We start from the raw sequence: 11,864 nt of genomic DNA, 5'->3' as shown, positions 1-11,864 counted from the left end.
GGGGAGGCGCCCCCCGGGGCCGCACGCCAGGCGTTGCGGGGAGGATGGGACAGGAGTATCAGGCCCGCCGCGTTCGCAGACCAACACATGTCGGTGACGTTTTCTTCTCCGGCGGGGCGCCTTTGGTGGGAAATGGCCGGGTCGACCTTGAAGGATTTCACATGAGCCACAGCCATCACCACCACGACGACGACCGGGACAAGGACGAGGTGCTTGCCCGCTACATGGCCCAGCACGGCCTGAAGAGCACGCGCCAGCGCAGCCTCATCATCGACACGTTCTTCTCGGTGGGAGGCCACCTGTCGGTGGAGGAACTGTGGAACAAGGTGCGCGAACAGGACACCAAGGTGTCCGTCGCCACCGTGTACCGCACCATGAAGTTGCTCAACGAGTGTGGCCTGGCCCACGCGCGCAACTTCGGGGACGGGCAGACGCGCTACGAGGCGGCCGCGGGGCGCGACCACCACGACCACCTGGTCTGTACGCGCTGCGGCGCCATCATCGAGTTCGAGAACGAGCGCATCGAGGCGCTCCAGGACGCCGTGGCCCGCAAGCACGGCTTCAAGGTGACGTCGCACAAGATGGAGCTGTACGGCCTGTGCCGTGACTGTCAGCGGGCCGGGCCGCCCGCCTCGGAGGCCTGAGCGCCATGTCCCGCGCGCTGCTCCGGGGAGCCTTCGTGGCGCTGGTGGCGCTGGCCGGCTGCCGGGGGACTCGCCCGGTGGACGCGGGGCACGCCTTCCTCAACGCGCTGGCGCTGCCGTCGGTGGGGCCCACCCCGCATGACCTGCGCGCGCTGGACGGGAAGGTGGTGCTCGTCTCGTTCTTCGCGACGTGGTGCTTCCCGTGCCTGGCGGAGATGCCCACGCTGGAGGCGCTCCAGAAGGACTACGGCCCCCGGGGCTTCCAGGTGGTGGCGGTGGGCATGGACCTGGAGGGGGAGAAGGTCCTGGCCCCCTTCGCGGACCACTATGCGCTGCGCTACCCGGTGCTGATCGCGAACCAGGCGATGATTGAAGGCCACAGCGCCTTCGGGGCCATCCAGGGCCTGCCCACCACCGTGCTGTTGGATCGCCGGGGCCGGGCCGTGGCGGGCTGGCATGGCGTGGAGTCCCACACCGACATGGCGAAGGCCGTGGAGAAGCTGCTGGCCCAGCCCGAGTAGCTCCTCGGCATTGCTACAGGCCTGGAGCGGAAATCTTGCGGGGCAGGGGGCCACTGGTACGGTCCTCCGCGCTCATGACGGCGAGGCGAAAGTTCCTGGTGGTGGCGGTGGGGGTGGCTGCGGCCCTGAGCCTCGTGTCCGTCGTGGACGCGAAGGGCTTCCGCCGCTACCTCTCGCTCCGGCAGGACGTGGAGTCGGTGCAGGCCCGCAACCGCTCCCTGTCGACCCAGAATGAGGCCCTGCGCAAGGAGATTGCCGCCCTGCGCAAGGACCCGGCCGCGCTGGAGCGCGCCGTGCGCGAGGAACTCGGCTTCGTGAAGCCGGGGGAGCTGGTCTTCCACCTGGAGTCCCCATGACGTCGCTGCCCGAGTTTCCGTCTCCCGGAAGGTTGCTGCGTCTCGCGGTCCGGTCCATCCCGGCCGCGGCCGCGCTCGCCACGTTCATCCACCTGGCGCGCGGCGGCTTCCGGGGGCTGAGCACGCTGGGGTGGACCGAGGCGGCTCTGGTGGGCTGCCTGCTGGTGGGCATCGCCGTGGCCGCCTGGCGCCGGGCCATGCGCGGCGCGGTGGGCGCCGTCATCGATTTGCGGGACGACCTGGAGCTGGGCGGCGCGCTCATCTCCGCGGCCTTCGTCGTGGTGGCCATTGGCGGCGGGGATCTGTTCCCCATTGTCTACCTGCTGATGGCGTTCCTGGTGGCCTTCCTGCCGCGCAACGCGGGCCTGACGCTGCTGGGCGTGGCGCTGGTGTACGACGCGCTGGTGACGCTGGTCGGTCCGGTGCCCAACGCCACGGGCTACCTGACGCACGCGGCCTTCCTGGCCCTGTTCTCCGGCCTCTACCACCTGGTGCTGGCGACGCGCATCGCCGCCGCGCGCCGGGCGGAGAGCGACGCGGTGCAGAAGCGCATCCGCGAGGTGGAGGAGCGGGCGCGCACCTTCCGGCTGGTGTCGTCCGGCACGCAGGACAGCTTCAGCGGGATGAGCTCGGACGAGAAGTGGCTGGTGGCCTCGGTGAAGGAGATTGAAGGCGCCGTGCAGGCCGCGCTCGAAATCGCGGAGACGGGGCTGCGCACGAACACCTGCGCCGCGTTCCTGCTCACGTCGGATGACCGGAGCCTCAAGCTGTACGACTGCCGCTCCGGCTCCGAGCGGGTGCAGCGCGAGCGCTTCAACGCGGGCGAGGGCATCATCGGCGGCGTGCTCAAGCGCCGCGCGCCGGTGCGGATGAACTCGCCGAGCGGGCTCAAGGGCGTGACGCACTACGAGGGCGGCGGCCCCGCGGTGCAGGCGCTGCTCGCGGTGCCCATCCTGGAGGCCAGCGGCCTGGTGCGCGGCGTGCTGGTGGCGGACCGGCTGGCGAACGAGCCCTTCAGCGACCAGGATGAGAAGCTGCTCTCCATCATCGCCGGCGAGGTGCTGCGCTCCATCGAGGTGGAGCGGGTGATGAGCTACATCCGCAAGACGCGCGACGAGAAGGACCGGTTCTTCCGCGCCATCGAGGAGCTCAACCGCGCGGGCAGCCCGGACCAGGTGTTCGTGGCGGTGCTGGAGAGCACCCGGCAGCTGGCGGGCCTGGACTTCTGCGCGGTGACGCTGGTGTCCGAGGCGGACGGCAAGCGCATGCACCGCGTGGTGCGCATGTCCGGCGTGACGGCGCAGGGCCAGGCGCTGTCCGGCCAGAGCTTTGAGGACAACAACGGGCTGGTGGCCAACGTGGTCCGCTACGGGGCGCCGCTGCCGGGTCGCGACATCAAGGCCATGGACCGGCAGATCATCTTCGACGACGAGACGCAGATTCGCGGCCTGGGCGCGCTGAAGATCTTCCCGCTGGTGGCGGGGGACCGGATTCTTGGCACGCTGGTGGCGGGCTCGCGCAAGAAGGCCGCGTTCGAGCAGGACGTGCTGCGGATGATCGAGGTCATCGCCATCCAGGCCGCGCAGGCGGTGCTCCGTGCGCAGCTCTTCGAGCAGATGGAGCGCATGGCCACCACGGACGGCCTCACCGGCCTGTTCAACCACCGCACCTTCCAGACGAAGGCGGATGAAATCCTGGCCCAGGCGCGCAGGTACCAGCGCAAGTGCTCCATCATCCTCACCGACGTGGACCACTTCAAGAGCGTCAACGACACCTACGGCCACCCGACGGGAGACCAGGTGCTCAAGGGCGTGGCCCGCATCATCAAGACGATGGCGCGCGACACGGACATCGTCGCGCGGTACGGCGGCGAGGAGTTCGTCATCATCATGCCGGAGACGGACGCCAAGGGCGCCTTCATCATCTCCGAGCGCATCCGCGAGGCCGTGAAGGCGGAGACGTTCCAGACGGAGATGGGGCCGCTGAAGATCACCATGTCGCTGGGCATCGCCACCTTCCCCGACAGCGGCACGGAGAAGCAGCAGCTCATCGACCTGGCCGACCAGTGCCTCTACCACTCGAAGCGCAACGGCCGGAACCAGTCCGTCACCGTGGCCATCATGCAGGGCGGCCGGAAGCTCCAGGCGGCGAACGCGTCCTGAGTTCGAGCCAGGGGGCCGCCCGTGACGCGCGGCCCCCTGGGAGTGCTTCAGCGGCCTACAGCGAGCGCAGGAACGCCAGCAGCGCGTTGCGGTCCGCGCTGCTCATGTTGGCGAAGTTGTTGCGCGCCGCCTGGCCCTCGCCGCCGTGCCAGAGGATGGCCTCGGAGAGGTTGCGGGCACGGCCGTCGTGCAGGTAGGCCTCGCCGCCGCTGACGCCCGCCGTCAGGCCAATGCCCCACAGCGGAGGCGTGCGCCACTCCGCGCCGGTGGCCTGGCCGTCCACCAGGTTGTCCGCCAGCCCCGGGCCCATGTCGTGCAGCAGCAGGTCCGTGTATGGACGGATGCTCTGACCGCGCAGCTCCGCGTGCGGGTGGTACGCGCTGGTCGTCAGGGAGGCCGTGTGGCACCGCGCGCAGCCCGCGTTGTTGAACAGCGTCTCACCGCGCAGCGCCGTGGCGTCGCTCAGGTTGCGGCGCGCCGGCACGCCCAGCAGGGAGATGTAGCGCGTGAGCTTGTCCAGCTCGGTGTTGGCCAGCTCGGTGCTGGTGCCGGCGCAGCCCTGCTGCGACGGGCCGCAGTCCAGCGACGGGAACACGGAGGTGGTGACGCCGAGGTCGCTGTTGAGGGCCTCGGCCACCTGGTGGCGCACCGTGGCGGTGCTGGCCTTCCAGCCGAAGCGGCCCAGCCGCGTCACGCCCGTCTGCGGATCCCTCACCTGGTGCATGCGGCCGGAGATGCCGTCACCGTTGCTGTCGTTGGGGTCCGCCAGCGCGGCGATGGCCGACTCCGGGACGGCCTCCAGCAGGCCCATACCCACCAACTGCGGGGAGATGCGCGCCGAGTAGTTCGTGGGCGTGTTGTTGGTGAAGGCGTAGTTGGGCCGGCGCAGCTCGAACCCGGCGCCGTCCCCGTAGGTGCCGGAGGTGACGGTCCACCCGGTGATGCGGGCCGCGCCCTCGGGCGTGCCGCTGGTGCGGCGCGGCTGCAGCCGGTAGCCGAGGAACGGGTCGGCGGCGCCGTTGGCCTGGCCCACCTTCACCACGTAGTTCGTCAGCGTCGTGTTGGTGCCCGGGGGCAGGGCGCGGCCGTTCTGCACGTGGCAGGAGACGCAGGACGGGGCGACGTAGCTGGGACCCAGCTTGCCCTGGTGCTGGGTGAGGGCGGGGTTTCCCGGCTCGGAGTGGCTGCCATCACCGAAGTTCGTGTGGTGGATGCGGCGGCCCTCCACGAAGGCCTGCGCGCTCACCGGCGCCAGGTTGTTGGCCATCTGCAGGAAGCGGTTGTCGGGCTCGTTGGACTGCGGCGAGCTCAGCGTGGTGCGGCCGCCGCTCCAGCCCGCCTGCGGCATGGGGATGGAGTCCCGGATGGCGCCCGTCACGTCGTAGGGCACCACGCCGCCCGAGCCGACCATGTAGAGGTACGTGGTGGAGTAGTAGTTGAAACGGCCTTCCACCGGTTGACGAAGGAAGACGCCCACCTCCAGCTCCATGCGGTCACCCACGCGGATGGCGCGGCCTTCCTTGGCGTTGAAGTTGACGCTGGACGTGTAGAGGTAGTCGTTCACCGTGGTGAACTGGGCGTTGTGGAAGTACTCCGCCACGGTGCCGAGCCCGCGGAAGAAGGCGCGGAAGTCGGGGCGGTCATACGGGTACACGGTGTGCAGGTTCACCGTGACGCGGTTGCCGCCCTTGGCGACCTCGTCGACGATTTCGATGTAGTGCGTGCGCGCCTGGAAATAGAGGGGCAGGTAGTGGTCATACGACTGGAACATGTCCTCGCGCGCGTGGCGATCCCGGACGCGGTCGCCCACGCGGGTGATGATGGCGGTGGCCGTCTCCTGGACCGTCGCGGGCTCCAGCGGCGTGGACGTGGTGTACAGCGGGACGATGGGGCCCGTGGGAGGCGGCGGCGTGCCCGCGTCCGTGGGAGGCGGCGGCGTGCCCGCGTCGGTGCCCGCGTCCGGCGGGGGCGGCGGAGGCTGCGTGCCGGAGTGCGTGTAGCGCGTCCAGGCCGTGTCACGAGCACAGTTGCAGGACACGTCCCAGTACGTGAAGGAGTAGTCGATGGTGTCGCCCGCGGACAGGCCGGTCACCGTGTATTGGTTCCGGCCGTTGACGATGCCCATCCGATAGTTGAGCTGCCCCTGATTGTTGCGGACGTAGTGGATGTCCGCCCAGGCGGTGGTGTCGACAAAGAAGACGGCGGACGAGCCCGACGGCGTGACTCCAAAGGTGGCTGCGAACGCGTCGCCCACCAAGAGGGTTGCGACCAGTACGACAACGGCCATTCCTGTTGCTCTGTTGTGCATCGTTGTCCTCTCCAAGCGATCCACTCCGGGCGCGGATTGGGGAGATTCTCCATCGTCCGAAGGAAGTCCGATTCTGAGGCACGAAGGCAGGAATTCCTATGGAGTTCGTTAATTCGTACTAATCCTGTCGGCTCCGAGACGGAGGCAGGCAGGGCCTTCCACGATTGACGCGATGGGCCAGTCGTGACGTAGCGCGGAGCGTCATGGAGGGCGGAATCCGTTGCCCCTTCGCCGCGGGCATGGTGGATGCGAGGCAGGAGGTGGTCCTGGTACCGCTGGCGGTGACGACGAGCACGAAGGTGGACGCGGCGCTGGTGCGCGAGGCGCGGGCCGTGGCGGCGCGGTGGGGCGTGCCCTTCCTGCCGCGGCGCGCGAAGGAGAGCGTGGCGCCGTGGCTGGGGACAAAGGCGGCGGCGCTGCTGGTGGTGGGCGGAGACGGCGTGACGCTGTGGGACGCGGAGGGCTCGTTTGGATTCCACGCGGGCATGGCGCACCTGCGGCGGATGCGGCTGCGGGCGGGGGAGCCGGATGCCTTCGTTCGGGTGGCGGAGCTTCGCGCCGGGGACGCGGTGCTGGACTGCACGCTGGGGCTGCGGCGCTACGCGCTGGGCGAGGACTCCGGGCCCATTGAAGTGCTGCACGCGGACGCGCGCGAGTACCTGAAGACGTTGCCGTCGCGCGCGTTCGACGTCGTCTTCTTCGACCCGATGTTCGCGAAGCCGCGCAAGTCGCAGCCGGCGTTCGACATGCTGCGCCGCTTCGCGGAGCACGCGCCGCTGACGCACGAGACGCTGGCCGAAGCCCGGCGCGTGGCGCGGCGGTGGGTGGTGGTGAAGGGCGCGAAGTACACGGACGACCTGCGCAAGCTGGGCCTGGAGGACGAGCCCGGCTCGCGCTTCACCGACGTCATCTGGGGCCGCGTGGGGCCCTCCGCCGCGCCGTGAGGGGCGTTGTCACGGCTGCACGACGCCGCCCATTCGTGGCGTCCACAGCATGCCCAGGTCCAGGGGGAGGGACTCGAACGGCTCCGCGCTCACGGTGACGCTCCCCGTGAACAGCTGGCTCCGGACCCAGCTCGTGGCCCCGCGCCGGTAGACCTCCAACGACTGGCGCACGGGGTCGATGAGCCACACGTTCGCCACGCCTTGGCGGAAGTACAGCGGCATCTTCCGGACCCGGTCCAGGCTCCGCGTGGAGGGGGACAAGACTTCGCACAGCCAATCTGGCGCGGTGCTGAACCAGGGCAGCTCGGGGTCTGGGGGCTCTGGCAGCCGCTCGCGGCGCCACCCGGCCACGTCGGGCACCACCACATCGCGCTCGAAGTGGAGTTCGGGTTCAACCAGGAACCACCAGCTACCAGGCCCCTCACGTGAGAACTCGAAGGGATGCGCGAGGAGGCTCGTCAGCCGGCCGGACGCGCGCAGGTGCCCATAGGCGGGCCTGGGCGAGGCATACAGCGCGTCGTCGACGATTTCTCCGACCCAGCCGACCGGAAGCTGCTCGATGTCCTCGTAGGTCGCTGGTTTCCGATTCCTGCCCTTGCCCATGCCCACGCCTCTCCTTGGATGGAACCCGTGAAGTCCTCAAGGTAGCATCCAACCTCCAGGGATGGCTACCCGACAGGTTCCCATCCTACGGGAGGGTCTGACACGTCACCTGAGGCCTCCTCGTTCCCGGCGCCCTTCGGGGGGCCTTCGCTGCCCATGGGGGACAGCCGGGAGGACAGGGCGCCGGCCTGCTCGTGGGCCATCTTGTCCCGCGGTGAGCGGTAATACTGCATGGGTGAATGGTGCAGGAAGTTCGACACCCGGCTCGTGTACAGACAGGCGTACTGCTCCACCTGGTAGCCAAAGCGGCTGTTCTCGTTGCCTTCCTTGAAGAGCAGCCCCCAGTACGGGTTGAAGCCCTCCTCAACGTCCTGCTCGAGCGTGTCCGCGACCTCGTTGGCCTCCTTCAAGGCCCGCCGCATCCGGTCCAGCTCCGCCTTCGTCTGCTTGCGGAGCTCCTCCACGCCCAGCCGCTCGTCCGGCGCCAGCTGTTCGCGCTCCAGCCGCCGCTCCAGGAGGTTGAGCAGCGTCTTGTGGTGGTTCACCTCGTCGTCCAGGCGCTCACGCAGCACCTCCACCTGCGACAGCGTTCCAATCTCCTCCTGCCGCGTCGCCGTGTACGTGATTTCGTCTTCAATCTCCTGGACCACCATGCACGTGCGCCACAGCGACGACTTCTTCGACTTCAGGATGTCGCCGTAGATGTGGTCGCCCACGTACAGGATGTTCTCGCCCCGGTAGCCCGTCAGCTCCTCGAAGCGCGCCAGGTTGCCGCCCGAGTACACCTTGCCGCGCTCCAGCGACGTGGCCTCGCCCACCACGCGGCCTTCCTCCGTGGAGGCGTCCAGCTCCAGGAAGGGGCGGGCGTCCGTGAAGAAGCCCGGCTTGCCCGCCGCCGTCACCACCACGTCGAAGTAGTTCCTCCAGCTCGGGTACTCCGCGAGCTGCCCGTCCAGGAGGTACTTCATCACCGCGTCCGTGTAGTCCCACGCGGAGTTCGTCAGCAGGAACAGCCGCTTCCCACCCGAGCGCAGCTTGTGCAACGCCGGCCCCAGCTCCGGGTCCAGGAACACGTAGCGCGCCAGGTCCTTGCGCACCTCGCGCTTGAGCGAGTTGTCCCGGTGCACCGTGTCGATGGCCTCACGGATGTCGTCGTACAGCTTGCCGTACTGGACCGTGTGTCCCAGCGACTCCAGCAGCTCGATGATGCCCGCGAAGAGGCACGTCTCCGGCAACGCGAACAACGTGTCGTTCCACGCGAACTGCGGGTTGCGCAGCCGCACGCGCTTGTTGCGGTACAGCTCCCGAGAGACTTCCCGCTTCAGCGGTCGCAGCCCGTGGTACGCGCGGCCCACGTGGCCGAAGCGGTCCATCTTGAGGATGTTGCCGTTCACGCGGTCCACCGCCAGCCCGCGCATCACGAAGTGGTGGTCGTACAGCAGCCCGCCCACCACCGGAGGATAGCCGTACTCGCTCACCAGCTTCGCCAGCGTCATGTCGAACGACAGCTGCTCCAACCGGCGCATGTGATAGATGGCCAACGTGTAATCCATGTCGAAGCCGAACAGCTCGACACTGGCCATGCGCAGGTTGCGGTTGACGAAGATGTCCCGCGCCCGCTGCACCACCTCCCGGCGCTCGCGGGGCGAGGTGAGCAGCCGCGTGAGCTCCTCGTCGGCGAGCAGCCCACCGGCCCGCTGCGCGGCGTCCTCGGCGCGGGCTCGGTTGAGGGGAGAGCGGAAGCTCCCGTGAAGCGGGTCCGGCGCGGGCCCACCCGGGATGGGACGGAACGGGGAAAGTGATGGTGCCAAGGGACTCAGACACATAACACGCGTGTGGCTGGCCCGGCTCTTACCTTGCGGGGTTTGGAGCCGGCGTGGCACGCTCCGGGTTCTGCGATGCGCTCGCCCACCCGACGACAGCCCTCGGAGGCCCCCGAGGCGGTTCAAGCTCGCCTGTCCGCCCGGATCGCCGCGCTCGAAGACCGGGTTCGACGGCTGGAGGCCCGGTTGCGTCTGAAGGTCGCCGTCACCGAGCCCGTCACAAACCCTGCCACCGAGCCCGCCGCGCGCCGGGCGGCCCAGCGTGCGGCCGAGCGCCCGGTCCGAGCCCGTCCTCGCTGCCCGGGGTGCACGCTGGAGCTGCCGCGTGGCCGCCGTGGTGAGTCGTGCGTGTGGTGTGGCTTCGTCTTTTCCGCCGTCACGCGGCGACGTCCGGCGCGAAAGAAGCGATGACCGCCACGTACCGGCTGACGGGCAAGGTGGAAGGCGGGGAGCTGGCCGAGCTGTATCAGGGCATCGAGATCCCCGGCATCCCCGTGGTGGTGAAGCTCTTCCACCCCAGGACGTCGGACCCGGCCTACGCCCATGACCTGGCTGAGACGACGCGGCTGCTCCAGCCGGTGCGGCACCCGGGCATCCTCCACGTCGTGGACCTGGGCGTCATCCGCCAGCGCCTGGCCGTGGTCCGCCAGGACGTGGACGGCTTCACCCTGGGCACCGCGCTCCAGCGCCTGCACTCCAAGGACGTGGTGCTGCCGCCCACCGTGGCGCTGCACATCATCATCCAGCTCCTGGAGGCCCTGGACCAGGCACACCAGGCGGGCGTGGTGCACGGCGCCATCACCCCGGGCAACGTGGTGCTGTCGCATGACGGCCTGCCCGCGGTGTGCGACTTCGGCGCGCTGCGCGCCCTCATGGCCGTGCCCCAGCTGCGCAAGTCGTTCGGCCACCGGGGCCGCGGGACGTACCGCGCGCCGGAGGTCACGCGGGGCGATCCGCACTCCGCGCAGTCGGACATCTACTCGCTGGGCGCCATCGCCTACGAGCTGCTCACCCAGCGTGAGCCCGTGGTACCCGGCAGCGGCGGAGTGTCCACGCGGCGCAGCGAGGCGTTGCCGCCGCCCAGCCGTGTGGACCGTCGCATCAATTCACGGCTGGACCCCCTCATCCTCCGCGCGCTGGAGCCCACGCCGCAGCGCCGCTTCCGCTCCTGCGGCGAGTTCGCCATGGCCCTCCGCAATCAGCTCGCGGCCAGCGGCGGCATGCCCTCGGCGGACGACGTGCGCCGCTTCGTGCGGGAGCTGTTCCCCAACGAGATGAGCCACGTCAGCGCGGGGCCTCCGCCGTTCAAGGAGCCCTTCACGCTGGAGCCCATCTTTGGCGCGGAGATGGACGACCTGCGCGCGGAGGAGCTCGAGAAGTCCGTGGTCCAGCGGGCCCCGTACAGCCGCGCGCTGACCGAGGACGAGGCCAGCGCGGAGACGCAGCAGGCCTCCGAGCCCGCGTTCGAGGAATACCGCCCGGAGCTGTACGAGCGGGACGTGGCGGACGTGGCCACGCGGGTACGGGCGCCTTCGCGTGCCCCCGCCGCCGACTCCACCTCCGCGCTGGGGGAGGATGACACCGGGCCCGCTCCCGCCGGACCGCTGGAGCAGGGGTGGGACGCGCCGCCGGGCGCCGCCCCGCCGAAGCCTCGGCGCCAGCAGTCGCCGGTGGGGGGCGCAAGTGGCCACACCCGCATCGGGCGCAACCCGCGCCTCAAGGTCGTGGAGGACTTCTCCTCGCCCGAACCGGCCGCGGATGACGAGGGCTCGGTCTCCGTCTCCGCGCCAGGACGCCGCGGCGCGCGTATCCGCCGCGCGCCCGCGGAGGCGAAGGGGCCCAAGACGATTCCGGACGTGCTGCCCGCGGTGCAGCCGGGCTCGGCGCGCGTGCGTGACGACATCGCGATGCCGCCGTCCGATCCGGCGCTGTCTTCGACGTCCGACGTGCACCGGCGCCTGATGAGCGCGGAGCAGCGGTTGTCCGTGGCCCAGCACCGGTATGGACGCCGGTTGGGCATCGCGGCGGCCATCGCCGGGGTGGGGTTGGTCACCTTCCTGGTGGCCGCGTGGCAGCTCGGTGGTGATGCCGCCTCCGCCCCGGAGGATGCCCCGCGGGAGGCGGAGGCAGAGGCCGCACCCGTGGGCCCTCAGCCCGCCATGCCCATCGCGCCGCCGGCGCCCGTTCTGGCGCGTCCGCCGCCCGCTCCAGCCGCCGCGCCGAGGGAGGACGAGGAGGACGCGCCCCCTGAGCCGAGGCCGCCCCCGAAGTCTCAGCGCGCGTATGTCACCATCACCACCAACGTGCCGGCGGCCGTCTACATCGATGGCGCGCGGCTGAGCCGTCGTACGCCCCTCCACCGATATCCCATCAAGGTGGGCACCCGGCGCATCAAGCTGGTGTCCGTCGCCACCGGAGAGCCCAAGGAGCTGGACCTGCGCCTCAAGCGCGGCCAGCACCTGAAGGTGCTGGTGGACTCGTTCACGTCTCCGAGGCGGTGACC

At 70.0% G+C, this 11,864-nt stretch carries 9 protein-coding genes; 6 read left to right on the top strand and 3 right to left on the bottom strand.

All coding sequences use genetic code 11. The annotated features are described in order from the left end of the window. Nucleotides 1-161 precede the first annotated feature (161 nt). The 4 genes from HV824_RS21365 (at nt 162) to HV824_RS21350 (ending at nt 3,683) form a co-directional block, all read left to right on the top strand. Nucleotides 162-644: a Fur family transcriptional regulator gene (locus tag HV824_RS21365; protein ID WP_176417402.1), complete on the top strand. Its 483-nt coding sequence runs from the start codon at nt 162-164 to the stop codon at nt 642-644. A 5-nt stretch (nt 645-649) separates the two neighbouring features. Beyond that, nucleotides 650-1,165, top strand: coding sequence for a TlpA disulfide reductase family protein (locus HV824_RS21360; protein WP_176417403.1), 516 nt, complete (start codon nt 650-652; stop codon nt 1,163-1,165). Nucleotides 1,166-1,239: 74 nt separating this feature from the next. Continuing rightward, nucleotides 1,240-1,521 (top strand): septum formation initiator family protein, encoded by a 282-nt coding sequence (locus HV824_RS21355; RefSeq protein WP_176417404.1) that lies wholly within the window; start codon nt 1,240-1,242, stop codon nt 1,519-1,521. Then, a complete protein-coding gene (locus HV824_RS21350; protein WP_176417405.1) occupies nt 1,518-3,683 on the top strand; it encodes a diguanylate cyclase in 2,166 nt (721 codons plus the stop codon). The genes HV824_RS21355 and HV824_RS21350 overlap by 4 nt, the downstream gene beginning before the upstream one ends. 55 nt (nt 3,684-3,738) lie before the next feature. Here the strand turns inward: HV824_RS21350 and HV824_RS21345 are convergent, their stop codons facing one another. Then, nucleotides 3,739-5,991, bottom strand: a complete 2,253-nt coding sequence (locus HV824_RS21345) for a di-heme oxidoredictase family protein (protein ID WP_176424082.1) — start codon at nt 5,989-5,991, stop codon at nt 3,739-3,741. A gap of 260 nt (nt 5,992-6,251) precedes the next feature. Between HV824_RS21345 and HV824_RS21340 the strand changes: the two genes are divergently transcribed. Beyond that, the gene (locus tag HV824_RS21340) at nt 6,252-6,935 is read left to right on the top strand and encodes a protein-L-isoD(D-D) O-methyltransferase (protein WP_368738091.1); all 684 of its coding nucleotides are present in this window, start codon (nt 6,252-6,254) and stop codon (nt 6,933-6,935) included. Between the two features lie 9 nt (nt 6,936-6,944). Here the strand turns inward: HV824_RS21340 and HV824_RS21335 are convergent, their stop codons facing one another. Further along, nucleotides 6,945-7,538 carry a Uma2 family endonuclease gene (locus HV824_RS21335; protein ID WP_176424081.1) on the bottom strand — a complete coding sequence of 198 codons (594 nt, stop codon included), beginning with the start codon at nt 7,536-7,538 and terminating at the stop codon, nt 6,945-6,947. 65 nt (nt 7,539-7,603) lie between these two features. Next, entirely contained in the window at nt 7,604-9,364 is a 1,761-nt protein-coding gene (locus tag HV824_RS21330) for an HAD-IG family 5'-nucleotidase (RefSeq protein WP_176420814.1), read from the bottom strand. Between the two features lie 404 nt (nt 9,365-9,768). Here HV824_RS21330 and HV824_RS21325 point away from each other — a divergent pair, with 404 nt between their 5' ends. After that, nucleotides 9,769-11,862, top strand: a complete 2,094-nt coding sequence (locus tag HV824_RS21325; RefSeq protein WP_217917602.1) for a serine/threonine-protein kinase — start codon at nt 9,769-9,771, stop codon at nt 11,860-11,862. Nucleotides 11,863-11,864 lie beyond the last annotated feature (2 nt).

The sequence above is a fragment of the Myxococcus sp. AM009 genome (genome assembly GCF_013372605.1).
Classification (GTDB): Bacteria; Myxococcota; Myxococcia; order Myxococcales; family Myxococcaceae; genus Myxococcus; species Myxococcus vastator.
Note: the sequence above shows the minus strand (reverse complement) of the source record. Positions and strands in the feature narration are given on the sequence as shown.

Excerpts from the sequence above, each read along its gene's own strand:
- HV824_RS21365 (WP_176417402.1), top strand. The coding sequence starts at position 162 with ATGAGCCACAGCCATCACCACCACGACGACGACCGGGACAAGGACGAG.
- HV824_RS21360 (WP_176417403.1), top strand. The coding sequence starts at position 650 with ATGTCCCGCGCGCTGCTCCGGGGAGCCTTCGTGGCGCTGGTGGCGCTG.
- HV824_RS21355 (WP_176417404.1), top strand. The coding sequence starts at position 1,240 with ATGACGGCGAGGCGAAAGTTCCTGGTGGTGGCGGTGGGGGTGGCTGCG.
- HV824_RS21350 (WP_176417405.1), top strand. The coding sequence starts at position 1,518 with ATGACGTCGCTGCCCGAGTTTCCGTCTCCCGGAAGGTTGCTGCGTCTC.
- HV824_RS21345 (WP_176424082.1), bottom strand. The coding sequence starts at position 5,991 with ATGCACAACAGAGCAACAGGAATGGCCGTTGTCGTACTGGTCGCAACC.
- HV824_RS21335 (WP_176424081.1), bottom strand. The coding sequence starts at position 7,538 with ATGGGCAAGGGCAGGAATCGGAAACCAGCGACCTACGAGGACATCGAG.
- HV824_RS21330 (WP_176420814.1), bottom strand. The coding sequence starts at position 9,364 with ATGTGTCTGAGTCCCTTGGCACCATCACTTTCCCCGTTCCGTCCCATC.
- HV824_RS21325 (WP_217917602.1), top strand. The coding sequence starts at position 9,769 with ATGACCGCCACGTACCGGCTGACGGGCAAGGTGGAAGGCGGGGAGCTG.